We start from the raw sequence: 24,103 nt of genomic DNA, 5'->3' as shown, positions 1-24,103 counted from the left end.
GCGCCGAGTGAAGAAAAACGCCCGCAGGCGTTTTAAATTAATAGTTTGAAAGAATAGCAGTTAATGCTGGCAGCGTCAGCCGGATCAGTGGAGCGCGTTGAAGACGCGCGCCAGACGTCCGGTGCCCGCGACGTTAACCGGTGACTCGCTCGCGGCGATAAAGCAAGATTCACCCGGTTTTAATACCAGCCGCTCCCCTGCTTTCTCTACCACTGCCTGACCCTCAATACAGAACAGCAGGGCAGCACTCTGTTGCGCCAGAGATTGTGGCGTGGCGGAAAGTGCGTGGATGGCAAAGGCAAAATCGTCGACCGGGATCGGGAAGTTGAGGGTATCCCCCTGTTGCTGCGGTTGCGTCAGCAGCGTCGCAGCCGGTTTGGCCTCAAACTTCAGATTCGCCATCAATTCGGGAATATCGATAAATTTCGGCGTCAAACCTGCACGCAGCACGTTATCGGAGTTCGCCATCACTTCCAGCGCAACGCCTTTGAGATAAGCATGCGGCGTTTCGGCAAACAGAAACATCGCCTGGCCCGGTTGCAGGGTAATCACATTCAACAACAGCGGGGAGAACAGGCCGGTGTCGTCCGGGTAATCATGCGCGATCAATTTGATGGTCTGCCACGGCTCGCCTTCGCGTGAATTCAGCGCCGATTTTAACACCCCTAAGGCCAGTGACTTCGCGTCACCTTTCAGTGACAGCAGCGTAGCAAATAGCTTCGCGAGGGTGTCTTCATTGGCATTTTCCAGGAAATGGGCAATCTGCGGATGCGCGCCCGCAACAGGCTCCAGCAATGAAACCAACTCATGCATTTCACGGAAGCCGTTCATCGCCTGAAACGGTGTCAGGGCATAGACCAGTTCAGGTTTATGGTTGGCGTCTTTGTAGTTGCGCTCGGCGGCGCTGAGTGGAATTCCGGCGGCATTTTCACGAGCAAAGCCTGCTTCTGCGGCGGATTTACTCGGGTGAACCTGAATGGAGAGGGCTTGATCGGCGCACAATACTTTAAACAGAAAGGGTAACTCGCCAAAGCGATCCGCCACCGCTTTACCCAGCACGCTCGCCTGATCGTCATTGATGACATCGGGCAGGGAACGGGTTGCTCCGTTGATTTCAACTGTCGAAGGGCTTTTCGGATGGGCACCCATCCACAGTTCCGCCATCGGCAATCCTTGCGGATTGGCAATGCCATAAAGTTCGGTCAGTGCAGTTTTGCTGCCCCAAGCGTAATTTTGCAGCGAATTGTTCAATTTTTGCATCGTTTACCCTTAATAACCGTAAGTAAATAGGCTTATTAAAGCAGAAAGTGCCATAGAAAATACATCAACAAGTGCAATAAGCGCGACAGGCTCGCATAATGTTAATTTCTTGTATGTGACAATCTTGCTCGCTCATTGGCGTCGCGGGAAGACGACCTGAGCGGAAACCTCAAAATCTGAGCTAAGGAGACGTAGTCATGGCAGCTAATCGCATTGAAAAAGATTCAATGGGACCGATCGAAGTACCGGCAGATAAGTTATGGGGCGCACAAACCCAGCGATCGCTGGAGCATTTCCGTATTTCCACCGAGAAAATGCCGGTCGCGCTGGTGCACGCACTGGCGTTGACCAAGCGCGCGGCGGCGCAGGTTAACCGCGATCTCGGCCTGCTACCAGCGGAACGTGCAGACGCGATTTTGAAAGCTGCTGACGAAGTGTTAGCCGATAAACACAGTGAAGAGTTTCCGCTGGCGATCTGGCAGACCGGTTCCGGTACCCAGACCAACATGAACATGAATGAAGTGCTGGCCAACCGCGCCAGTGAAATTCTTGGCGGCGAGCGTGGCATGTCACGTTTGGTGCATCCAAACGATGACGTCAACAAGAGCCAAAGCTCCAATGACGTGTTCCCCACCGCCATGCACGTGGCCGCGGTCATCGCCGTGCGGGAGCAGCTGATTCCGCAGATTCATGTGCTGAAAAAGACCCTGAGCGAGAAGTCTGAAGCCTTTAAAGACATCGTCAAAATTGGTCGTACCCACCTGCAAGACGCCACACCATTAACACTGGGCCAGGAGATTTCTGGCTGGGTAGCGATGCTGGAACACAACCTCAAGCACATCGAACACAGCATTCCTCACGTGGCTGAACTGGCGCTGGGCGGCACTGCCGTGGGTACTGGACTCAATACTCATCCAGAATATGCTGTGCGCGTGGCGAAAGCCTTGGCCGACCTGACTCAGCAGCCTTTCGTGACGGCACCCAACAAGTTTGAAGCCTTAGCGACCTGTGATGCGCTGGTGCATGCGCACGGTGCGCTGAAAGGTCTGGCCGCGTCATTGATGAAAATTGCTAATGACGTCCGTTGGTTAGCCTCGGGTCCACGTTGCGGCATTGGCGAACTGGCTATCCCCGAGAACGAACCGGGTAGCTCAATCATGCCGGGTAAGGTAAACCCGACGCAGTGTGAAGCCCTGACCATGTTGTGCTGCCAGGTAATGGGTAATGATGTGGCGGTGAACATTGGTGGCGCGTCCGGTAACTTTGAATTGAACGTGTTCCGCCCGATGGTGATCCACAATTTCCTGCAATCGATTCGCCTGTTGGCTGATGGTATGGACAGCTTCAATCACCATTGCGCCGTGGGTATCGAACCGGTGCGTGAGCGCATCGATCAGCTACTCAATGAATCACTGATGCTGGTGACCGCGCTGAATACCCATATCGGCTATGACAAAGCGGCAGAAATCGCCAAGAAAGCGCACAAAGAGGGGCTGACGCTGAAAGGCTCTGCCCTGAAACTCGGCTATCTGACCGAAGAGCAGTTCGACGAGTGGGTGCGGCCGGAAGAGATGGTTGGCAGCATGAAGCAATAATGTGTATGCCAGCGCAAGGCTGGCCTTAGATAATGTGCCCTTTTTGACAACACACACCCAAGCCGATGAGCAGGCTGGGGGCGCATGGAGGCAGGCATCCGCAGCGCTGAACGGCGTGAGTATGCCAGGAGAGCCCGCAGGACGCGGGCGAAAGGTGGCGTTGGAACATGGATGTTCCATCGGCACCGGTCCGTAAGGCAGACGAGTGAAGTGAAGGTACCGCGTTAGCGGCGTGAGGACCGCCAGCCACCATGTGACTCCAGACTGCGTTATCTTCAGTCGTTTAACCGACAAGCATTACGCATGCATTCACACTGTAATTTCCAACTTACAGCCGGTCGCTCCATAAATGCAGCCGTGGGATCACCAAATGCAGCGGTTGCGCCAGCGGTTTATAGCGATGTGCGACGTTTTCAGCATCGTAATCCAGTAATTCCCCCAAAATCGGCACCTGCGTCTTATCGCGACACAGCACCAGCAGCGGTGAAGGGCAGGCGAGTTGCACCTGCTTTTTATTACTGGCGCGCCAGACACGAGCGATGGGTTGGACTTTGACCGGTCGTTTAATTTTTAGCTTAGCGCCAGCAGGCAAGGACAGGATCATCTCCAGCTCCTGCTGCACTTTCTCGGCCCACTGCTCGCGTGTCCACGGGGCTTGGGCGCGGTTGGCTTTGAGACTGCGTTCCAGTTGCTCTACCACCGCCTCGCGCGTGAGGTTTTTGATGATATTCTTATTCGCCCAACCAAAACGCAGACTGTCCGGTGCATGCAGCAAGGTGACGCTACGATAGGCATTCAAGGTAATTAAACCGCGCAGATGCTGGTGAACAAACTCAAAGCGCGCTTCGCTCGGTAGGCCAGACTCGACGGTAATCAAGTGCTCAAGGCGCAGTTTCAGGGCATTGATATCCGCCACCTGCTGGCTGATGTGTTCGCTGGTGGCTTCATCTGCTTCAATGCAGATCGCACCTGGCAAACGCACAGCGGATTTGGTACTGAGTTTCTCCGACTGATCCTGCATAAACAGACGGCAATAATGGGTAAGCGCCATGTCACGCGCTTTCTGGCCGAGATGCTGTGTCACTGCAATTCGATCAATCTCATCATTCTCATGGCCTTTCTCAATTTCAGGCAGGCTAAACGCGCGCGCGATCAACAGCGGTTGCTGTTCCACCTGCTGGCGCAGGGAACTGAGACTCAATTCCAGGGTATTGACGCACTCATGCAAATCGGCGACTAAGTCATAGCGGCTCATGCTACACTCCATAGTTACAACATACCATTCACGTTAAACCAATTGGTGCCGATCTGCCAGCTGAAAAACCGGATTTCGCGAAGCAGGGCACACAGACATTTTTCCAGTAGGATGAACGTGTTATAACAACGCTTTGCCTGCTAACGGAAAAAAGTCGTGGAGCATCACCCTAAGCCTGCTGTATCTGCCATTGTCACTCTGGGACTGGTGCAAATCCTGTCGTGGGGCGGTTCATTTTACCTGATGGCCGTGATGGCCAACCCGATTGTGGCAGAAACCGGCTGGTCGCAGCAGTGGGTCTACGGCGCGCTGTCGCTGGGTATTTTGGTATCGGGCTTGCTGGCACCGTTGAGCGGCAGACTGATTTCAGGCTCTTATGGGCGGGTGTTGCTGGCATCCAGCGGGGCGGTGATGGCGATAGGGCTGGTGATCATGGGGTTGAGCCACCATCTGCTGCTGTTTCTCTTTGCCTGGCTGATTATCGGTATCGGGATGGCGATGGGCCTGTATGATTCGCTGTTTGCTACCCTCGGTACGTTGTATGGCGGGCAGGCGCGAGGGGCGATCACCGGTATTACGCTGATTTCCGGTTTTTGTACCTCGCTGGTGTGGCCGGGTACTGCGTTGCTGATTCACTGGCTGGACTGGCGCGGCGCGTGTTTTGCCATTGCCGGATTGTTGTGTCTCGCCGTATTACCGGCCTATTTCTATGCGCTGCCCGCGCCCACGCGATCCACCATGACAACAGCCGCGAATAAAGGTGCCGGGCGAGATGAACTGGCGCCCGCGCTGTTTTGGTTGCTATGCAGCATTTTCACCCTCGCTTCGGTGATCATGACGGCCATTTCGGTGCAGTTGATCAGCCTGTTGCAGGCTAGCGGTCATTCGCTGACGGCCGCGTTAGCGATCAGCGCCATTTTGGGCCCGTGCCAGGTTGGGTCGCGCATTGTCGATATCGCTTTCAAACGCGGGCATCCTATCTGGACAACGTTTTTTTCCGTGGGATTAGTGGCGATAGGGTTGATATTACTGACGTGCTATCCACAGTTTGCGCTGGTGAGTATGGTGCTTTACGGCGCGGGAAATGGTTTACGTGCGATTGTGCGCGGAACTTTACCGCTGGTAATGGTCAAACCAGAGGCTTACGCGATTGTGGTAGGGCGCATGGCGCGTCCAGCACTGATTGGCCAGGCGTTAACGCCGTTGGTAGGCGGTTACATTTTTCAGCAATTCGGGGCGAACGCGACACTCTGGTTGCTGTGCCTGTTGGCGTTGACGAATGTGCTGTTAGTCTGGGTGCTGAAGCACAAATTGCCCCCGCTTGACCCGCAAGCATCATAGCGAGCCGTAAACTAAGCAGCCTGTGCGCTTCTGCCTGATCAAATGATGAATACGTGCCTTGATCACAGTCGCTGGCTTCTAAAAAGCAACAGTGTTTGTTATATTTATTGCTCATTGATTACTCACTGCCGCGGCATAAAAACAATAAGATAGACCGCAACTCAGGATACAGAAATGCTAGATTACCGCTTCCCGACAGCTTTGCAGATGGTTTTGAGCGTAGCGATGGCGGAGCAACTGGGTAAACGCTCGACCAGTGCCATACTGGCTTATGGTCTTGAAGCGAACCCCAGTTTCATTCGGAAACTTATGGTTCCGTTAACGCGCGATGGCATCATCGTCTCTACGCTTGGCCGTACCGGTTCGATTCATCTCGGTCGCCCTGCTGCGGAGATCACGCTGCGTGATATCTATACCTCGGTCATTGAAGATAAAAAGCTCTGGGCTTCGCGTCCCGATGTGGCACCCCGTTGCCTGGTCAGTGCTAACTTGTGCTGGTACTTCAAATCGATTGCGGAAGAGGCGGAAGAGGCCTCACTGAAAGTGCTGGAAACGCGCACAGTGGCAGATGCACTGGCTGAACTGAAGAAACATGACACCAGCAGCTGCGAAGAACTGCCCGATCTTGAAATCGAAGATCTCTGCAAAAAATCTCGCTGAGGTTAACCAAACGGTTACCGGGCATAAACCCGGTAACCCAGTTACTTATTTTGACATCCCATCCTTAGACATTTCATCTTTTGCCATACCGTCTTTTCCCATGCTGTCTTTCTTCATCCCGTCATGTTTTTTCATCGGCTTTTTCATGCTGTCTTTCTTCATGCCGTCGTGGGACATCGCGCTTTCATTTTGCATGCCATCTTTCGCCATAGTGTCAGCGGCATAAGCACCTGAAGCAGCCATCAACAGTGCGCCAGTGAACAGCGTTGCAATAATCTTTTTCATCTTCATTTCCTTACAAGGTTTTAGGGGAGATTAACTGCCGCCAAACCAGTTGTAGCCCTGGTCTTCCCAGTAGCCACCGGTAAAGCGGTTGGTGATTTCTATTGAAATAATGTGTTTCGGATTTTTGTAGCCCAGTTTGGTTGGGATACGCAGTTTCATGGGATAACCATATTTTGGCGGCAATAAGCGGCCATCCCAGGTTAAAGCCAATAACGTTTGCGGATGGAGCGCCGATGCCATATCAATGCTGGTGTAATAGTCATCCGCACAACGGAAACTGACATATTTTGCTTTGGTGTCTGCACCAATTAATTGCAGGAAGTCACTGAAGCGTACGCCGCCCCAGCGGCCAATGGCACTCCATCCTTCGACGCAAATATGGCGCGTGATTTGTTCATGTTGTGATAATTGATATAACTCTGGCAGTCGCCAACTGCGCTTATCACGTACCAGTCCACCAATCTGCAACTGATAATCATCACCGTTAATTTGCGGGATATCCTCTTCGCCGTAAAAAGCATTAAACGGAAAAGGACGGGTGATATCCTGCAGTGTATATTCAGGTGCCATTTTATAACCGCTGAAAAGCCATCCCTGAATACGATCATTAAGACGCGACATCCGACTTAACACATTTTCGACATCTGGATTATTATCAATGTCACACCCGCTCAGCATGGCTACGCCGCCCACGGTTAAGCCCATACGCAGAAAATGGCGTCGTGAATGCCCTGACAATTGTTTTGCCAGCAGGGTGGTGGCTTCCTTAACCAAAGCTTCTTTATCACTGGCTGAAGGCTGAATATTTTTATTTGTCATTTTTAACGTCCACGCGTCATCAGTAATAACGTTTTAGGCACCAGCGCTACCATGACTATATGAATAACAACAAATGCGCATAAAAAGGCCATGGCAAAAAAGTGGATGAAGCGTGCGGTGTCATAACCACCTAATATGTCTCGCAGGAAAGGAAACTGCACTGACTTCCACAGCACCAAGCCTGATACCGCTAATAGCATGCCGTCAATGACGACTAATAAATAGCCGAACTTCTGCACCATATTATATTGGCTTAAATCGTGATGGCTGAGATGTCCTCGCAATGCAGATATTCCATCCTGCCATAATTGGGGGAGGCTTAATGGCATGAATCGTTGGCGAAAACGCCCGCTGATGATATTCAACGTGAGATAGAGAATGCCATTGGCGGCAAACAGCCACATTGCAGCGAAATGCCACTGTAACGCGCCACCCAACCAACCACCCAAGGTGTATTCATTTGGGAAGGAAAACGGAAATAACGGTGAAGCATTATAAATTCGCCAGCCGCTAAGAATCATTAGCACCATCGCAACGGCATTTATCCAGTGAGTGGCTCTTAGCCAAAGTGGATGAATATTTTTACGGTTGTGGCTTTTCATTATTTTTCTCCTTCTACCGCTATGCCGTTTGGAATGGAGAGATTTTGCGTCGCGATTGATCACAGAGTCCTCACGCAGAGTTAAACAAAATGTGATAACTCGCGAAGTCGAATCTGTATAAGATGAAAAGGATGTTCATTGAGGCGGCAAACATGGCTAAGAAAATCTTAATTGTTGAAGATGATGGGAATATCGCAGAGCTGTTGCACATTCACCTGCGCGATGAAGGCTTTGATATTACTCATGCAGCGGATGGCGACAAAGGCAGTCAACTGCTGGAGAGCCAGCGCTGGGATGCGCTGATTTTTGACATTATGTTGCCCGGTGTAGATGGGCTGGAACTCTGTCGCCGTGCGCGTAACTTGCCGCATTACACACCGATTGTGATGATCAGCGCGCGAGCCAGTGAGGTGCATCGAGTACTGGGTCTTGAACTGGGCGCGGATGACTATCTGACGAAGCCTTTCTCCATGCTGGAACTGGTGGCGCGGGTTAAAGCGCTGTTCCGTCGCCAGGAAGCGATGAGCCAGAATCTCCGTCAGGACGCAGGGAATCTTCGCCTTGGAAGCCTGAGCATTGATCCCGTCGCGCGTGAAGTCAAATTAGCACAGACGCCGATTGAGTTAACGCCGCGCGAGTTCGAGTTGCTTTACCATTTTGCCCGTCATCCGGGGAAGGTCTTCTCACGACTCAGCTTGTTGAATCTGGTGTGGGGCTATCAGCATGAAGGCTATGAACACACGGTGAATACGCATATCAATCGCTTGCGCCTGAAAATTGAAGCCACCCCGGCGGAACCACGCTGGATACTCACCGTTTGGGGACAGGGCTACAAGTTTATGGTGCCCGATGAGGGAGGCAATGCTTGATGAAGCGCCTGTCGCTCACCCAACGATTAACGCTGGTCTTCGCGCTGATGCTGCTAATCAGCAGCGCGCTTATCCTGTTGATTCAAGACAATAATCGCCAGCAGTATAGCGACGCGATGATCCAGAACTTGTCGCGAGATCTGGCGGCGTCCATCGCCAAAAGCAGTGTGTTGATGAATGCCGGGAATACCGATGGCCCGGCCCTGAAACAGCTCTTTGGCCAGATGATGTCCTATAACCCCAGCGTTGAAGTTTATCTTTTGGATGCACAGGGGCGTATCCTGGCCAATGATGCGCCAGCAGGGCATGTGCACCGTGATCGTGTTGACGTCCAGCCCCTGCAAAAGTTGCTGGATGGGGGGCCGCTGCCCGTCTATGGTGACGATCCTCGTTCCACATCCACCCATAAAGTGTTCAGCGTCGCGCCAATCCTTAATGGCAACAGCACAGAGGGTTATCTGTATGTGATTTTGCAGGGGGAAAATTATCAATCTCTTCAGCAAGGGGTGAAATTATCTGTACTGCGCAGCGCGATGCTTTGGTCAGTGGTGGTGATCGTCCTGCTGGGATTGGTGGCTGGAGCGGTTGCCTACTATTGGGTGACGAGACCGGTGCGAAAACTCACACAAAAAGTGACTGCGGGTGAAGGTGCGCTACACCTTCTTGCCGCAGAACCCCATTCACCACAGCATGATGAAGTCGCTCAATTACACAATGCGTTCATTGATATGGCTAAGCGTATTGCTTTACAAGTCGAGAAGCTGGAGCTGAAAGATCAGCAGCGTCGTGAATTTGTCGCCAACATTTCGCATGACTTACGTACACCGCTGATGTCGATTCAGGGCTATCTGGAGACGCTTTCAGTGAAAGCCAGCAGCTTAACCGAGGCGGAACGCAGTCGATACCTGCAAATCGCGCTCACCCAGAGCGAAAAAGTCGGCATGCTGGCCCAGCAGCTGTTTGAGTTAGCCCGCCTTGAACATGGCGTTGTCACGCCACAATATGAACGCTTTTCGTTACCGGACCTGGTTCAGGATGTGATCCAGAAATTTGAGCTGGCGTTAGAGAAATCCAGTCTTCATTTAACTGTGGATATTGAGACGGGTTTGCCTTTGGTTGACGCGGATATGTCGATGATTGAGCGTGTCCTGACTAATCTGGTCGATAACGCGATCCGCCATACGCCGTCGGGTGGGAAAATCATTCTGCGTCTATGGCTCGAGGATCAAAAAGTGATGATGGAGCTGGAAGATAACGGCCCCGGCATTTCCCCGGAAGTCAGCCAGACGCTGTTTGAACGGCCCTCCATCATCGATCCGAATCGCCGTGACAATGGGGGATTAGGGCTGGTGATTGTCCGGCGTATGTTGCAATTGCATCGCGGAGACATTGCGCTAAAACCCGCCACCGGTGCCTGCTTCCAGCTTTTCGTCCCGCTATAAAAAAGGGCGGCCACGCTGGACCGACCGCCCATGCTAACAGTAAACGATTTTAAACCGTCTGTACCTCTGCGGCGGGCTGCTTACGCGTCACCAGCTTACGCAATGTCACGTAGAACACCGGCGTCAGGAACAGACCAAACAGCGTCACGCCCAGCATGCCGGAGAACACGGTAATCCCTGTGACACCACGCACTTCCGCACCGGCACCTTCACCAAGAATCAGCGGTACGGTACCGGCGATAAAGGCGATAGAGGTCATCACGATCGGGCGCAGACGGAGACGACAGGCTTCGAGCGCGGATTCGACAATTCCTTTGCCCTGCATCTCCAGCTCACGCGCAAACTCGACAATCAAAATCGCGTTCTTACACGCCAGCCCCATCAGCACCACCAGGCCCACCTGGACAAACACGTTGTTATCGCCACCAGTCAGCCACACGCCGACCAGCGCTGACAGCATGGTCACTGGCACAATCAGGATCACCGCCAACGGCAAGGTCCAGCTCTCATACAGCGCCGCCAACACCAGGAAGGCTAACAGTACCGCCACCGGGAAAACGATAAACGCGGTGTTACCTTGGGTTGCCTGCTGATAGCTCAGATCGGTCCATTCGATGTTCATACCGTTCGGCAGCACCTGGCTCGACATCGCTTCCAGCTTCTCCATCGCCTGGGCTGAGGAGAGCACGCGCGGATCGGCGTCACCAATCAGGTCGGCTGCTGGATAACCGTTGTAACGGATCACCGGGTCAGGACCGTAAGTTGTGGTGATGTTGACCATACTGCCAATCGGTACCATCTCACCCTGGTTATTACGGGTACGCAGATTAGCGATATCCTGCACGGTATCGCGGAAATCGCCGTCTGCCTGCGCCATCACACGCCAGGTACGTCCAAACTTGTTGAAATCATTGACGTAAGACGAACCCAGATAGATTTGCAAGGTGCTGAACAGATCGGTGAGTGACACTCCTTGCGCCTTGGCTTTATCACGATCCACCTGCACATCCAATTGCGGGACGTTTGCCTGGTAAGAGGAGATCGGGAACATCATGCCTGGGGTCTGCATCACCGCACCGGACAGGGTGTTGATGGCAGTTTGTAACGCACCGTAGCCCAAACCTGCACGATCCTGCACATACAGCGAATAACCCGAACCTTGACCTAACCCGAGAATCGGCGGTGGCATGATCGAGAAGCCGAAGCCTTGCTGGATTTTGGCGATCTTGGCGTTGATCTCGGCATTGATCTCCGCTGCGCTACGTGTACGTTCACTAAATGGTTTCAGGCCAAAGAACACGGTACCGGTGTTCGGCGTGTTGGTGAACTGCAGGGCGTTCAGGCCGGGGAAGGCGACCGAATAGGCCACACCTTCGGTGTTCATGCCGATCTCGCTCATCTTACGAATCACTTCATCGGTACGCGCCAGCGATGAACCCTCAGGCATCTTCACGCCGCCAATCAGGTAGAGCTTGTCCTGAGTGGGGATAAACCCGCCGGGTACGGTGTGGAACATAAAGCCTGCACCGGCCAGCAACAGCACGTAGACGCCGAACACCGCACCGCGACGACGCAGGGTTTTGCCCACCATTGACTCATAGCCATCCGAACTGCGCTGGAAGAAGCGATTGAACGGACGGAATAACCAGCCAAGCAGACGATCAATCAGACGTGTTGGCATATCCTTCGGCGCATCGTGTGCCTTCAACAGTTTCGCCGCCAGCGCTGGCGATAAGGTCAGCGAGTTGATCGCCGAAATCACCGTCGAAATAGCAATGGTCACCGCAAACTGCTTATAGAATTGCCCCGTCACGCCGGAGAGGAACGCCATCGGCACGAATACGGCACACAGCACCAAGGCAATGGCGATAATCGGTCCCGACACTTCACGCATCGCCTGATGCGCCGCCGCGGTGGGGGACAGGCCCATGGCGATATTACGTTCGACGTTTTCCACCACCACGATGGCGTCATCGACCACGATACCTATCGCCAGCACCAGACCAAACAGACTGAGCGTGTTCAGCGAGAAGCCCAACAGATAGAGCACGCTGAAAGTACCTACCACCGAAACCGGCACCGCCAGCAACGGAATGATGGAGGCACGCCAGGTTTGCAGGAACAGGATCACCACCAATACCACCAGCACAATCGCCTCAAACAGCGTTTGCACCACGGCACGGATCGAGTCACGCACGAACACGGTTGGATCGTAAGGTGCCGCCCACTGCACATCATCCGGGAAGCGAGTCGCCAGTTCGGCCATTTTGGCACGCACGGCATTAGACAGATCGATGGCGTTGGCGCCTGGCGCCTGGAAGATACCGATACCGACGGCATCTTTGTTATTCAACTGAGAGCGCAGGGCATAGCTGCCTGAACCCATCTCAATTCGTGCCACGTCACGCAGGCGCACCAGCGTACCATCGTCAGCGGTCTTCAGAATGATATTGCCGAACTGCTCTTCACTCTCCAGGCGGCCCTGCGTGTTGATGGACAGCAGGAAATCGCTGGCCTTTTTGGTCGGCTCTGCACCGAGTTGACCAGCAGACACCTGCACGTTCTGCTCCTGCATCGCGCTGACCACATCAGAAGCGGTCATACCACGCGCCGCCACTTTGTTGGGGTCGAGCCAGACGCGCATCGCGTACTCACCGGCACCGAAGATCTGAATCTGTCCCACGCCAGGCAAGCGCGCCAGTTCATCTTTGACCTTTAAGGTGGCGTAGTTACGCAGATAGAGTGAATCGTACTTACCGTGAGGCGAGAACATATGCACCACCAGCGTCAGCGTGGGTGACATCTTCTGTGTGGTCAGGCCGAGTTGACGCACCTCTTCGGGCAAACGGGCTTCCGCCTGCGCCACACGGTTCTGCACCTGGACCTGCGCTTGATCGGGATCGGTACCTGGACGGAAAGTCACGGTGGTGACCAGCACGCCATCGGAACCGGCAACCGACTTCATGTACATCATGTTCTCAACCCCGTTGATGGCCTCTTCCAGCGGCGTCGCCACGGAATCTGCAATCACTTTGGGGTTGGCACCTGGGTATTCCGCGCGCACCTGCACGCTGGGTGGCACCACGTTGGGATATTCACTGATCGGCAACAGCGGTATGGCGATCAGTCCGGTGGTAAAGATCAAAATCGACAGCACCGCCGCGAAGATCGGTCGGTCGATAAAAAAGCGGGAGAAATCCATAACAGGCAGTCTCGATTGTTATTGAGCGGAGCGCATTGCCACCGGTTGAGCTTTCACCGGCATGCCAGGCATGAAGACTTTCTGCAGACCATTTACGATCACCTTGTCACCCGGCTGTAATCCGGATTGCACAATGCGCAGGCCATTCGCCATCTCGCCAGCCTGAATGTCGCGACGCTGGGCTTTACCCTGTGCATCAACCACATAGACGTATTTACGATCCTGATCGGTCAGCACCGCTTTATCGTCCACCAGCAGCGCGTTAAACGCGGCACTGCCTGGCAAACGCACGCGGGCAAACAAACCTGGCGTAAACTGATGTTCGTGGTTATCCAGCGTGGCGCGCATACGAATGGTGCCGGTGCTGGCGGTCAGCTGGTTATCAAGGAAATCAACGGTGCCGCGATGGGGATACCCTTGCTCACCGGTCAGCGCAATCTCCACCGGCAGTGCGCCGCGATTTTGCCCCTGACGCGCTAAGGTCTGATATTGCAGATAGGTCGCTTCATCCACATCGAAATAGACGTAAATGCGATCCTGTGACACCAGCGTGGTCAGCACGCTGGCGCTGTCCCCGGCGGTGACCAGGTTACCGGTGGTGATCATCGCGCGGCTGGCACGACCATCAATCGGTGCGGTCACGCGGGTGAAGTCGAGATTCAGCTGCGCCATATCCACGGCGGCCTGCGCGGACAGCACATTGGCCTGCGCCTGGTTAGCCGCAGAGCGACGTTGTTCCCACTCTTCGCGTGACACCACGTTGGTACCAATCAGCTTATCGGTACGCGCCGACTCACTGCGCGCCAGCGATGCCTGGCTGCGTGCGGTGGCTAATTCAGCCTGTGCCTGTTCCAGCGTGGCGCGATAGGTGCGATCGTCAATGGTGAACAGCACCTGGCCTTTTTTCACGTCATCGCCTTCGCGATAGTTAACCTGATCGATATAGCCCGAGACGCGCGGTCGCAGCTGCACACTCTGCACCGCTTCAAAACGTCCGTTGAAGCTATCCCACTGGCTAACCTGTTGTTGAACCACCTGCGCGACACTCACTTCGGGCGGCGGGGGTGGGGCGTTTTGCGCCACTCCGCGATCGCAACCGGCCAGCAGGCTTCCCAGCAACATCACTCCTGACAGGCTTACCGCCCGACGAACCCCATATGTTTGCAGATGCATTGTTGTTATTCCGCTTTGATGTGAAAAAAGAAAGGACATGTACGAAAAATCTGCAACTTTTAAGATTGCATTAAAACGCGATGAGTGTAGGCTGCTGCAAACTGCATCTGCAAGAATATCTGATACACTTTATGTGCTGTTTTGATCAATTCGTTTCAGAGGGGGAAAGCCCCTACAGCGAGTGCGGCATTTAATGCAATAATAAAACTTGCATTAAATGTCATAGTCAGTCACCCTTAAAATGTAATTGCAACTGATACTGATACTGTTCGTCAAGGCGACGGGAGAAAATGGGATGATGAGCGACGCATTTATTCACGATCTGATCGACTGGATTGATAACAACATTGAAGCACGTCTGGATCTGGACACCGTAGCGGGGCGCGCCGGTTATTCGAAGTGGCACCTGCAGCGTATGTTCAAAGAACACACCGGCTATCCGCTGGGTGAGTACATCCGGAATAAAAAACTGAAAAAATCGGCGGACCGTTTAACGACCACCAACGAACCGATCCTTAATGTGGCGATTTCACTGGGGTTTGATTCGCAGCAGTCGTTCAACCGGAGCTTCAAACGTCAGTATGGCGTCGCGCCAGGTGCATGGCGTCGTCATGCCGTGCCAACCGCGAGTGCCATGCAGTAACACCTCCGCCAGGGCCAGCTTCGCTGGCCCGCGTTCCTCTTCGTTGTAATCCTGCTATCATCGGCTTCCTGTCAATCAGGATGTCACTATGTCAAAGAAACTCTGGATCGGATTAATCTTCGCGCTGGCCGCCACCTGGGCCGGGCTGAAACCCCATTTAAGCAATAAAACGGCATCAAGCCACACGGACATCGCACAACTCACCGATGCCAATACGGTCGCGCGCTGGTTGCAGCAGCATCACAAACTGCCGGACCTCTATCTCACCAAAAGTGAAGCGCGTCGCCAGGGCTGGAACCCGAGCAAAGGCGATCTGTGCAACGTGTTGCCTGGTCGAGCAATTGGGGGCGATCGTTTTAGCAACCGCGAGCAGCGCCTGCCGATGCAAGCCGGACGGCAGTGGTATGAAGCGGATGTGAATTACGATTGTGGACACCGCGATGCCGATCGTCTGCTTTACTCTTCAGATGGCCTGATCTTTCTCACCACCGATCACTACCGCAGCTTCAAACAGGTGAATTAACCATGTTGACGCTCACTTTTGATTTTCAGCAGTTAGATAACCGTCAGGCGTTTTACCGCGCCTTGGTGGCGCAGAGCCACTGCACGCTGGCGTTCGGCAACAATCTGGATGCGATGTGGGACTGGCTGACCGGCGGTATGGCGCTGCCCGCCACCATCCATCTCAAGCACGTAGAAAGCGCCAGTGAACAGGCTGAATTTGCCCCGGTTCTGGCGCTGTTGGAAGAAGCGGCGCAGCAGCTGCAAGGCGAGCTGCGCCTGACGCGTTAAGCGTGCAACGGCAGCAGCAGGAATGCCAGCGTCTGGCGGGCGTTGGCCGGTAAATCACCGCCGCCGGTGTAGCCATTGTTTTCTACGATCACCGAATTTAACCCCACCAGCCAGTCATAGATGTAATACGCCGTATGATTGGCCGGTGCCACGGATAAGCGCGTTAAACGTTGCCCCGACGAGAAGCTGACGCTGGGCGCAGGTGGGCGAGCAAAGATAGTTTGCCCACGATTCACACGGCTCTCTGGACGTTCGTTTTCAGGGCGCTGTAAAAAGCCTAACCAGGCAACAAAATCACCCAACACCGTCATCGCGCGGGACACCTGACGATCGGTACGCGCTTCGTGGGCGCTGGCCTGTGCATCCGGTTCGTTAAGCGCGCTTTGCAACTTGCTCAGTACGTTCAGGCGGAAGCTGGCGGTAATTAACTCCTCCACCAGCATCTCCAGCGTTAGTTTATCGACATTGAGTAACGTCAGCAGGCTGCGACTCTCGGGCAACTGACGCAGATGCTCCAGCCACAACGCAAACACCTGCTGCGGGAACTGCTGATCGCGCTGGCCGCCACTGTTGCGTGGTTCTGCCTGGGCAACCGGCTCATCTTTGAACAGGTCAAACTCAAAGCCGATGCCAAAATAGCTCTGATCGGCAGCCGCCGTTTTGGCACTGTGCTGCGCAACGTTAGCACTGCGCTGGCTCAGCCACAGCTGGCGAACCGCTTCACGCGAAGGCTGCAAACGCTCCAGCAGTTCACCGTGCAACCCGGTACGGTGTTGCAGGCATTTCAGCAGGGTGTCGGAAATCGCTTGTTTACGTGCGGCCTGTTCTGGGGTCGCCGTGGATTCGGTCCATGGCTGCAGACGCTCTACCAGTTTCTGCTGCAAACTGGTTAACTGCTGCGCCAGACGATCGCGTCTTGCTTCTGGCTGCATTTCGTCCTGCAACCAACTGCCCATGCGGTCAACGCCCGCGCGATCCAGCGCCAGCATCGATCCCCAGCTTTGCCCTGGTTGGCCAATTTGACGTTGTACCGCTTCATCAACATTAATCTGCTGCTGTTGATAACGCGCATCGTGTGGAGTTATTGCCCAAATCAGACGCGGTTTCTCACCGCTGGCGGCCACGGTTTGGTGGATATGCCATTCGCGCAGTGCGCTGGCGGCCATATCGGCATCCTGACGCTGGCTGGCCGCGGTACAAATCAACATTAAATCGATGCCCTGACGGGCGGCGTATAAGCCCGGCAGCAGTGCCCGTTTCTGCTCCAGTAAAGTGGCACGCAGTGCGTCGCGCTTACGCAACTGCGCTAAATCCTCTTGCTGCCCGCGATCGGCAGGCTGGCCCGGTGCAGGCAATTCCAGCATATCGGCTTCATCGTACAACGCCTGACGCGGCGTGGAACTGAGGGGAATGGTGATCTCCAGCGTCAGCAGCGCCAGCAAACCCAGCGGTACCTGCTGCGCTTTGCCTACACGATTGGCGATAATCGGGCAGACCTCAATCATCTCCTGCAAATCGGCGTCGTTGCCGATCAGTTTTTCCGCCGGTAGAGCGGCGTCATCGGTCAGCAGGCTGAGCGGTGCCAGCAGGCGCGGTGCCTGGCGCAGTTGATGGCGTAAATGCATCAGGCTGCGCAACTGTTCGTTGAGCGCAACCTGATTAGGCCATAACAGCGCAAACAGCTGCACGCGGTCATCCACGTTGAGCCATGGGGCCAGTTCAATCGCCTGCGGCCAAAAGTGACGATCCAACACTTCCGCGTGACGATGCTGGCGACGACTCCACGCCCACAAGGTGATCAGCGCATCGCTGTCGAGGCCGGGTTCAGGTTCATCCTGACGATGGCGCTGCAAGCGCTGCAGCGCGGCGTCAATCACGGCGGTATCGGGCTGTTCTTCGGTTTTGGCGCACGCCAGTATCAGACGAATCAGCTCGGCATCGCTTAACAACGTCATTTCCAGCGGCCAGGCGCTGGACTGGGCTTCACGCTGGTGGCTGAAACGGGTGGCGATGGCGAAATCGATATTGCCTGGATTGATGTTCTGGAAGTGATTAACCACTCTATCGCCAAGGCGCGCAATCAGCTGGCCCTGGGCATCACCGACCATTTCACTCAGCAACCAGGCTTTACCCGCCTGTGACTGGCCAAACAGCGCCAGCGTCACCGGGCGCGCTAACTGGCGCGCCAGGGCATGGCTCTCGACGCGGGCACGGCGCAGTTGCAGTTGCAGCGTATCGGCTTCCATGGCCAGGCGTGGCGCCTGAGCCTGATGGGTATCGATCCAGTTCAGCGCACCGTCGAGCGTCTCCTGCATCAGGCTGAGACGTTTGGCTGGCGTGACTGACGTGGTTTTCTTAGCTGTTCTCATCGTTTGCAGACGCTCCCGCTGTCAATCCAATACTGCGCGTTGGCATTGCCGGTCGCAGACAGCGTATTCAGTTTCAGACTCAATTGTTCCAGCGGCACACGCGTACCGTCATCCATTCGTGCATCGCTCAGCACCAGACGTTCTGGTCCAAAGTCGTCGGGACCAGGCTGAACCGCCAGCTTGATACGCAACACGCTCTCACCGGCCACTTTACGCGCCAGCTGCGGGTCGGTAATGCTCAGGCTGTACAGCGGGGAAGCGGGCCAGCGATCGTTCTCCAGCTGGCGGAAGCCGAGGCACACGTTGCCGCGAATGCGGAAGCTGCTTTTGCGATCCAGCGCGAAATGGCTGCTGTCGAGGTCGATCTCGCTGTAACAGAGATTGTCATCGCTCAGCGTGGCATTCTCATCCAGTACGCCCAGATAGCGGATGGTGGAGTAGGGTTCAAAATCACCGGCGCGGAACCAGAAACTGCTGAGGCGCAAATCCAGCGCCAGCAGGCACAGCATCGCGCCCACCGCAGCCGTGGATTTCGGGTTATCAATGCGCCCCAGTTTGTTAAACGGATACCAGTCGCTGGTGTGATAGCCTTCCAGCGACAAAATGCGGCTGCCCGGCAACGGTTGCAGATGGCGCACCAGCGCCTGAATGCCAGGGAAGCGCGAAGGGCGGCCCGTCAGCAGTAGCACATCACACTGATAAAGCGAGACCACTTCGCACATCGCGCGCAGTGCCGGAATGATGGCCATACGGTGTTGCAGGAACTCAGCGTGCAGTTGCGCCATGCTCACGACTAAAGGTACGTCGAGCAGATCAAAGCGACTGTCCCCGCCCAGCGTGCGCTGGATCTCGCCGTTAACAAACGCCAACACGCTGCTGGCTGGTTTTTGCGGCACCAGTTCGCCAAACAGCGCATTGATCTCACTGTGGCTATCCAGCGGGTCCCAGTTTTCGTAGCGCTCCAGTACTGCCTGCGCCAGCGGAATAAACAGCTGCAGAGTGACCTGCTGACGCAACGTGGCTTGCCCGTCCATGCGGCTGTCGTGACCAAACAGTTTGTTCATCAGCGGTTCAGCCAGCGTCAATCCGGCTTTTTGCAGGCTCTGCTGCAGTGCAGGCAGGACCCACAATTGAATGACATCCAACAGGATATCGTCACCCGCGACTTTAAAGCCCTCGCGGAACAGCAGGCGCGGGGTAATTTTGACGTTGTTGCCCTGGCCATCATCGAGGCGATATTGCGTGATCGCCAGGTCGGTGGTGCCGCCGCCAATATCGATGGACGCAATGCGCAAGCTTTTACCCGGCAGTTCGTCCACTTCACGTGGGCGGTCAGGGCGCGCCATGCTGCTAAAGAAATCTTCAGCGCGGCCCGCAAAGTTGACCTGGGTTTCGTTGAACAGCCATACCATCTGACCGCAGGTTGCTTCATCCCACTCCATCTGCACATCCGGTACCGGACGCAGACTTTTTGCCTGGCTTTCCGCACTGAAATCCTCTTCGGCCGGATGCCAGCCTTCGGCTTTCCACACCAGCGCAATGGCTTCCTGCATGCGACGACGGAAAATCTCGCGCTCAGGTTTAGGCATCGCCGACGGTAAGGTCAGGATCACATGACGCAGTTGGCGAGGAGCCTGGCTTTGTGGCATGCGCTGACGCTGTGCCACGCTGTTCATCTGCATCATCGCCTGGGCCAGTAGTTCACAAAGCATAAATGTCATCAGCGAACTGCGGCTGTAACTGGCAGAGAACACCGGCAGACGCTCATCTTCGTCCAGCGCATGCAGCGGCTGGCCTTCATCATTCAACAGCAAGGTGAAAGGCAGCGCGGTGGCCTGCGGCTCGTCACTGCTGCCGTTAGCGTTAAAGCGCCAGCCTGGCTGATAGCGTGCTTCATCCCATAAATAGCGGCGTGGGCTGGATAACCCGGTGCTGCCTTCGGTGCCGGCACGCAGCAGCGCGAGGCGGCTGGCCTCTCGTCCAACACGGGTCAGGGAAGGCCACATAAAGGCGTTTTCTCGGCCACTCTCCAGCGAGAAGTTGGCTTTACCGAAGCGGGTTTCCGCAAATTCCAGGCGGCTGTCGAACAGTTCGTTGTACACCTGATGCGGTTCGGAGAGATCGCGCAGTTGCAGCTCGTAAGTTTGACGCAGGCCACTGCTCTCTTCGGCATGATCTTCTACCAAAATACCGCAGGTGTGTGAGTTGCCGACATCCAGAATGATATCGACGTTGACGGCCGGCGTTTGCAGCGACGCAGCCTGGATGTAGATCTCCGCGAGGTCGAGTTGCTCGCCCAGCAGCTCCAGCAAGTTGAGATAGTGTGCCTGATACTCAAACTCACGCAGCGCCTGGTTGAGTTCCTGCTCTCGACGGGATTCCAGCGCATTAACCTGTTGGGCAAAGGTTTCACGTAGCCAGCCATCAACCCAGGTGTGATCGAGAAATTCACCCAGCTCATAATTGTGCCAGGCCAGCGCAAAGCTGACGCCGTTTTGGGCATCGGCTTTGCTTAGACCGTGCTGCTCGCCACCGTCTTGTTCCGGCACGATACGGGTATCGAAGGCCAGCGTAATGCGATGGGTGTTACCGGCCGCATCGGGCTGGCTCAGCGGGGCCAGGTGCAAGCGCGCCCAGTTATCCGGACCACCGATAAAACGACGTCCGCTGGTGCAACGCAGCACCGGCAGTGGCAGCCACTGGTGTGCTAACAACTTTAACGAATCGGCCAGCGCAATATCTGACTCAGGGCGAACCACTTCCGCTGCGCTGCCATCTTCGGGATAGAGCAGGAATTTTCCGCTGTTGCCGTCAACGTTGAGCCGCAGCAGCGGGCCATTGGCGGTCTGTCTTACAAACTGGCGACGGGCCTGTAAAGCAGGCAGACGCAGGCCAAAATCGAGAAACTGCACACCGCTATCTTCAATCAGCGTGATTTTTTGTTTGTCATCGATGAGGGGAGCCAACATGGTTACTTACTCTCACGCTTAATCGTCAACGGGAAGACCTGATCTGCGCCATATTGCGCAGTACAGCTGGCAATGCCATCACCGGCTTTACACACCAACTCAGGCATGCGGTAACGCGACTTATCGCTGCAGCTGGCAGTATAGCGGCTGCGCACCACCATGGTGCCGGCGGTGGTCATGGCAGCGGTGACATCGGCTTTACAGCGGATGTTATCGCCTTGAGAAATGGTGGCGACGCCTTTGCCATTGCGCAGCTGATAGCGCAGGCTCGGCGGTTTACCGGTGGGTAAATTGGTTTGACGCAAGGTCACGCGCCAGGTGCCATTGATAAACTTCACCGATCCGACGCGTGCATCTTCGGTGGTCATCACCAGGTCATCAGCCTTGGCTGGTTCAGTATGTTCAGCCACCACTTCCGGCGGTGCCGGTGGGGCGGCTGGCTCCGGTGCTGCTGCCACGGAGGCGCTCTTCTGCGGCAGTGTCGCCGCCAGTTTCTCGGCTTTAACGACCACCGCTGGCGGTGTGAACACCGGGGCAGGGACATCTGCAACCGCTATCTCAGGTGCCGCCTGCGGAGTAGAACTGTGTAGCCAGAAAGCCACGGCCGCCGCCGCAACCACCGCCACCGGCAACATTAAGGCGACAGGACGCCATACTGAAGGGCGACGTGCTGGTGCTGGGGCGGGTACAGGTTCAGGTTCCGGTTCTGCCAGTTCGACTTCCGGCACGGTTTCGATCACTTCAGGCGTTGGCTCGGTAACAGGGGCCGCTGCGACCGGCGGGACCTCAATCAGCGGGGCAATCACCGGCGCGACAACCACGGGCGCCACGATGGCAGCAGGTGGCTCAGGCAACAGTGGTGGTAATGCCTCTTCCAGGCTGTCGCGCAGGCAGGCGAGCGCGTCATCTCGTGAGCGAGCCTGAGGATCGACAAAGCCCCAGAAGGTGATCACGGGTTTGCCATCCACCAGATAGACGTACTGCTGATCGGGAAACTGGAGTGTTTTGCTCAGTAAGGCACCGAACAGTCGCATGGCTGGATTTTCGGCATCACGCGCGCGCAGGCTGGCGGCCAGCAAATCCTGCTGGTTGAGCGTCAATAGCTCCAGCGCTTTTTGCCGCTCATGATCGCTGGCTGCCAGCCAGGATTTTACTTTGCCGTTGAATGGCGCATACCAGTCGAGGCGATCACCGCGTTCATTGGCTTGCGGAATGGCGAGGCAGTTAGCCAGAGTTGTCTGGCGACGCAGACGCAGCGTTTCGCGGATTTGCAGGGCAGAAGCCCAGACCGGCTGGCCGTTTTCACCCAGTGCCAGTACCGTGTCCAGATTGCCGCTGCGCAGAAAAGTTTTTGCCACTCGTTGGGCCCTTATCGGTGGTTGTCTGAGGCAGAACACCATGTGTATTTGGCGATATACCCAAAATAATTCGAGTTTCAGGAAGGCGGCAAGTGTATGAATCCTCAGGAGCTTACTGGAGTAAGTGACTGAGGTGAATACACGTAGCCAACGCACCTGCAACTTGAAGTATGAAGGGTATCGTAGTGATCTTAAGCCAAATGCAGGAGAATCAAACGGCTAATAAAGGGGGAAAAACAGGGCGTTTTTCCCCGCTGCAGGGTGGAGTTGCTGAAAATTTAAGCGCGAGTGCGTTGGCTAAGGACTAAATGAGTGATCAAACCGCCAACCAATCCCCAGAAAGCAGAACCGATACCTAACAATGAAATACCACTGGCAGTGATGAGAAACGCCACAATAGCGCTGTCTCGGTGCTCAGGCTCCGACAGCGCACGTTGCAGGCTGCCTGACAGCGTGGCGAGCAGCGCCAGCCCCGCCAGAGTGGCGATCAGCACAGTGGGCAGGGCACTTAACAGGATGGCAATCAGCGCGCCGGTCAGTCCGGTGAGTAGATAGAAGACACCCGCAATGGCCGAAGCCATCCAGCGACGCCTGGGATCGGCGTCCACATCCTCACCCATGCAAATCGCGGCGGTGATGGCAGCGATACACACGGAAAATCCGCCAAAGGGGGACAGGATCAGCGCAATAAATCCGGTCCAGCCGGTTAATGCAGAGACCGGCGGCTGATAACCGTGCGCCTGCAAGGTGGCAATACCGGGGGCATTTTGCGATGCCATGGTCACCAGAAAATAGGGTAATCCCACTCCAATCAAGGCCGCCAGATTGAAGTGCGGCATGATAAATTCCGGCACGCTGAGCGTGAGAGCGTGCGCGGGAAAATGAATCGCCTGCTGACCTAACGCCACCAGCACGCCAGCGATCAACGCGAGAATAATAGCGTAACGCGGCAGCCAACGGCGACTTATCAGCCAGACCAGACACATGCTGCCGCACAGGGCAAAGTTACTCTGTAGTCCGCTAAAGGTTCCCATGCCAAAGCGCAGTAAAATGCCTGCCAGCATCGCTGCAGCCAGTGACTGGGGGATGTGGTTCATCAGGCGCGCGAACAATCCGGTTACGCCACTGAGCACGATCAGGGCATTGGTGGCGACGAATACGCCAACCACTTCATTGAGTGTTAACCCCTGCACACTGGTGGCCAGTAAGGCAGCGCCCGGCGTAGACCAGGCGGCCAGAATCGGCATGCGCGTCCAGACGGATAAACCAAAAGAGGCTAACCCCATGCCCACGCCTAACATCGACAGCCAGCCGCCAATTTGCGCGGGCGATGCACCCGCCGCTTGTGCCGCCTGAAATATCAATGCCGCGCTACTGCTGTAGCCCACCAGTACGGCTATAAACCCGGAAATCAGCATCGGGAAGGAGAAAGCACTGCGCGAAGTGGCAGTCATCATGGGTTATTTTCC

The 24,103-nt window shown here is 55.3% G+C and carries 19 protein-coding genes; 8 read left to right on the top strand and 11 right to left on the bottom strand.

Annotated features, from left to right (window positions below):
* Window positions 1-84: 84 nt before the first annotated feature.
* Window positions 85-1,260 (bottom strand): mannose-6-phosphate isomerase, encoded by a 1,176-nt coding sequence (gene manA, locus LK04_RS09705; protein WP_039333597.1) that lies wholly within the window; start codon window positions 1,258-1,260, stop codon window positions 85-87.
* 197 nt (window positions 1,261-1,457) lie between these two features.
* Here manA and fumC point away from each other — a divergent pair, with 197 nt between their 5' ends.
* Window positions 1,458-2,855, top strand: coding sequence for a class II fumarate hydratase (fumC, locus tag LK04_RS09700; RefSeq protein WP_039333599.1), 1,398 nt, complete (start codon window positions 1,458-1,460; stop codon window positions 2,853-2,855).
* Window positions 2,856-3,183: 328 nt separating this feature from the next.
* Here fumC and tus read toward each other — a convergent pair whose 3' ends face one another.
* Window positions 3,184-4,110, bottom strand: a complete 927-nt coding sequence (gene tus / locus LK04_RS09695; RefSeq protein ID WP_039336963.1) for a DNA replication terminus site-binding protein — start codon at window positions 4,108-4,110, stop codon at window positions 3,184-3,186.
* A gap of 156 nt (window positions 4,111-4,266) precedes the next feature.
* Between tus and LK04_RS09690 the strand changes: the two genes are divergently transcribed.
* Together LK04_RS09690 and LK04_RS09685 are read left to right on the top strand one after the other, a co-directional pair.
* Window positions 4,267-5,451, top strand: coding sequence for an MFS transporter (locus LK04_RS09690; RefSeq protein WP_039336964.1), 1,185 nt, complete (start codon window positions 4,267-4,269; stop codon window positions 5,449-5,451).
* A gap of 174 nt (window positions 5,452-5,625) precedes the next feature.
* Window positions 5,626-6,111 (top strand): RrF2 family transcriptional regulator, encoded by a 486-nt coding sequence (locus LK04_RS09685; protein WP_039336968.1) that lies wholly within the window; start codon window positions 5,626-5,628, stop codon window positions 6,109-6,111.
* Window positions 6,112-6,156: 45 nt separating this feature from the next.
* Here LK04_RS09685 and LK04_RS09680 read toward each other — a convergent pair whose 3' ends face one another.
* The 3 genes from LK04_RS09680 to LK04_RS09670 are packed head-to-tail and all read right to left on the bottom strand — an operon-like array spanning window position 6,157 to window position 7,817.
* Window positions 6,157-6,396, bottom strand: coding sequence for a pentapeptide MXKDX repeat protein (locus tag LK04_RS09680; protein ID WP_039336970.1), 240 nt, complete (start codon window positions 6,394-6,396; stop codon window positions 6,157-6,159).
* A gap of 30 nt (window positions 6,397-6,426) precedes the next feature.
* Window positions 6,427-7,215: a molybdopterin-dependent oxidoreductase gene (locus tag LK04_RS09675; protein WP_039336972.1), complete on the bottom strand. Its 789-nt coding sequence runs from the start codon at window positions 7,213-7,215 to the stop codon at window positions 6,427-6,429.
* A 2-nt stretch (window positions 7,216-7,217) separates the two neighbouring features.
* Window positions 7,218-7,817 carry a cytochrome b/b6 domain-containing protein gene (locus tag LK04_RS09670; RefSeq protein WP_039336976.1) on the bottom strand — a complete coding sequence of 200 codons (600 nt, stop codon included), beginning with the start codon at window positions 7,815-7,817 and terminating at the stop codon, window positions 7,218-7,220.
* Window positions 7,818-7,969: 152 nt separating this feature from the next.
* On the opposite strand from LK04_RS09670, the gene LK04_RS09665 reads away from it, so the two are divergent.
* On the top strand, window positions 7,970-8,686 hold the full coding sequence (locus tag LK04_RS09665; protein ID WP_039336999.1) for a response regulator transcription factor: 717 nt from the start codon (window positions 7,970-7,972) through the stop codon (window positions 8,684-8,686).
* Window positions 8,686-10,128, top strand: a complete 1,443-nt coding sequence (locus tag LK04_RS09660; protein ID WP_039336979.1) for a sensor histidine kinase — start codon at window positions 8,686-8,688, stop codon at window positions 10,126-10,128. The genes LK04_RS09665 and LK04_RS09660 overlap by 1 nt, the downstream gene beginning before the upstream one ends.
* A gap of 49 nt (window positions 10,129-10,177) precedes the next feature.
* Here LK04_RS09660 and oqxB read toward each other — a convergent pair whose 3' ends face one another.
* Both oqxB and LK04_RS09650 read right to left on the bottom strand, forming a co-directional pair.
* Window positions 10,178-13,330, bottom strand: coding sequence for a multidrug efflux RND transporter permease subunit OqxB (gene oqxB / locus LK04_RS09655; protein WP_039336981.1), 3,153 nt, complete (start codon window positions 13,328-13,330; stop codon window positions 10,178-10,180).
* A gap of 18 nt (window positions 13,331-13,348) precedes the next feature.
* A complete protein-coding gene (locus LK04_RS09650) occupies window positions 13,349-14,503 on the bottom strand; it encodes an efflux RND transporter periplasmic adaptor subunit (protein ID WP_039336983.1) in 1,155 nt (384 codons plus the stop codon).
* A gap of 295 nt (window positions 14,504-14,798) precedes the next feature.
* Between LK04_RS09650 and LK04_RS09645 the strand changes: the two genes are divergently transcribed.
* From LK04_RS09645 to LK04_RS09635, 3 genes are all read left to right on the top strand, one after another.
* Window positions 14,799-15,146, top strand: a complete 348-nt coding sequence (locus LK04_RS09645; RefSeq protein ID WP_039336985.1) for a helix-turn-helix domain-containing protein — start codon at window positions 14,799-14,801, stop codon at window positions 15,144-15,146.
* Between the two features lie 88 nt (window positions 15,147-15,234).
* A complete protein-coding gene (locus tag LK04_RS09640) occupies window positions 15,235-15,669 on the top strand; it encodes a ribonuclease domain-containing protein (RefSeq protein ID WP_039336987.1) in 435 nt (144 codons plus the stop codon).
* 2 nt (window positions 15,670-15,671) lie between these two features.
* On the top strand, window positions 15,672-15,938 hold the full coding sequence (locus LK04_RS09635) for a barstar family protein (RefSeq protein WP_039336989.1): 267 nt from the start codon (window positions 15,672-15,674) through the stop codon (window positions 15,936-15,938).
* On the opposite strand, the gene LK04_RS09630 is transcribed toward LK04_RS09635, so the two are convergent.
* The 4 genes from LK04_RS09630 to LK04_RS09615 all read right to left on the bottom strand — a co-directional run bounded on the left by LK04_RS09630 (window position 15,935) and on the right by LK04_RS09615 (window position 24,091).
* Window positions 15,935-18,307 carry a virulence factor SrfC family protein gene (locus tag LK04_RS09630; RefSeq protein ID WP_039336990.1) on the bottom strand — a complete coding sequence of 791 codons (2,373 nt, stop codon included), beginning with the start codon at window positions 18,305-18,307 and terminating at the stop codon, window positions 15,935-15,937. The two genes, LK04_RS09635 and LK04_RS09630, sit on opposite strands and share 4 nt — an antisense overlap.
* On the bottom strand, window positions 18,304-21,276 hold the full coding sequence (locus LK04_RS09625; RefSeq protein WP_039336993.1) for a virulence factor SrfB: 2,973 nt from the start codon (window positions 21,274-21,276) through the stop codon (window positions 18,304-18,306). The genes LK04_RS09630 and LK04_RS09625 overlap by 4 nt, the downstream gene beginning before the upstream one ends.
* A gap of 2 nt (window positions 21,277-21,278) precedes the next feature.
* The gene (locus tag LK04_RS09620) at window positions 21,279-22,634 is read right to left on the bottom strand and encodes an SrfA family protein (RefSeq protein WP_039336995.1); all 1,356 of its coding nucleotides are present in this window, start codon (window positions 22,632-22,634) and stop codon (window positions 21,279-21,281) included.
* 278 nt (window positions 22,635-22,912) lie between these two features.
* Window positions 22,913-24,091, bottom strand: a complete 1,179-nt coding sequence (locus LK04_RS09615; RefSeq protein ID WP_081998144.1) for a benzoate/H(+) symporter BenE family transporter — start codon at window positions 24,089-24,091, stop codon at window positions 22,913-22,915.
* Between the last annotated feature and the right edge of the window lie 12 nt (window positions 24,092-24,103).

It is taken from the genome of Pantoea vagans (assembly GCF_001506165.1).
In the GTDB taxonomy this organism is placed as follows: domain Bacteria; phylum Pseudomonadota; class Gammaproteobacteria; order Enterobacterales; family Enterobacteriaceae; genus Pantoea; species Pantoea vagans_C.
Note: the sequence above shows the minus strand (reverse complement) of the source record. Positions and strands in the feature narration are given on the sequence as shown.

Coding starts and splice junctions, on each gene's coding strand:
- LK04_RS09670 (WP_039336976.1), bottom strand. CDS start 7,817: ATGAAAAGCCACAACCGTAAAAATATTCATCCACTTTGGCTAAGAGCC.
- LK04_RS09640 (WP_039336987.1), top strand. CDS start 15,235: ATGTCAAAGAAACTCTGGATCGGATTAATCTTCGCGCTGGCCGCCACC.
- oqxB (WP_039336981.1), bottom strand. CDS start 13,330: ATGGATTTCTCCCGCTTTTTTATCGACCGACCGATCTTCGCGGCGGTG.
- LK04_RS09660 (WP_039336979.1), top strand. CDS start 8,686: ATGAAGCGCCTGTCGCTCACCCAACGATTAACGCTGGTCTTCGCGCTG.
- LK04_RS09630 (WP_039336990.1), bottom strand. CDS start 18,307: ATGAGAACAGCTAAGAAAACCACGTCAGTCACGCCAGCCAAACGTCTC.
- LK04_RS09675 (WP_039336972.1), bottom strand. CDS start 7,215: ATGACAAATAAAAATATTCAGCCTTCAGCCAGTGATAAAGAAGCTTTG.
- LK04_RS09650 (WP_039336983.1), bottom strand. CDS start 14,503: ATGCATCTGCAAACATATGGGGTTCGTCGGGCGGTAAGCCTGTCAGGA.
- tus (WP_039336963.1), bottom strand. CDS start 4,110: ATGAGCCGCTATGACTTAGTCGCCGATTTGCATGAGTGCGTCAATACC.
- manA (WP_039333597.1), bottom strand. CDS start 1,260: ATGCAAAAATTGAACAATTCGCTGCAAAATTACGCTTGGGGCAGCAAA.
- LK04_RS09635 (WP_039336989.1), top strand. CDS start 15,672: ATGTTGACGCTCACTTTTGATTTTCAGCAGTTAGATAACCGTCAGGCG.
- LK04_RS09615 (WP_081998144.1), bottom strand. CDS start 24,091: ATGATGACTGCCACTTCGCGCAGTGCTTTCTCCTTCCCGATGCTGATT.
- LK04_RS09625 (WP_039336993.1), bottom strand. CDS start 21,276: ATGTTGGCTCCCCTCATCGATGACAAACAAAAAATCACGCTGATTGAA.
- LK04_RS09665 (WP_039336999.1), top strand. CDS start 7,970: ATGGCTAAGAAAATCTTAATTGTTGAAGATGATGGGAATATCGCAGAG.
- LK04_RS09685 (WP_039336968.1), top strand. CDS start 5,626: ATGCTAGATTACCGCTTCCCGACAGCTTTGCAGATGGTTTTGAGCGTA.
- fumC (WP_039333599.1), top strand. CDS start 1,458: ATGGCAGCTAATCGCATTGAAAAAGATTCAATGGGACCGATCGAAGTA.
- LK04_RS09680 (WP_039336970.1), bottom strand. CDS start 6,396: ATGAAAAAGATTATTGCAACGCTGTTCACTGGCGCACTGTTGATGGCT.
- LK04_RS09645 (WP_039336985.1), top strand. CDS start 14,799: ATGATGAGCGACGCATTTATTCACGATCTGATCGACTGGATTGATAAC.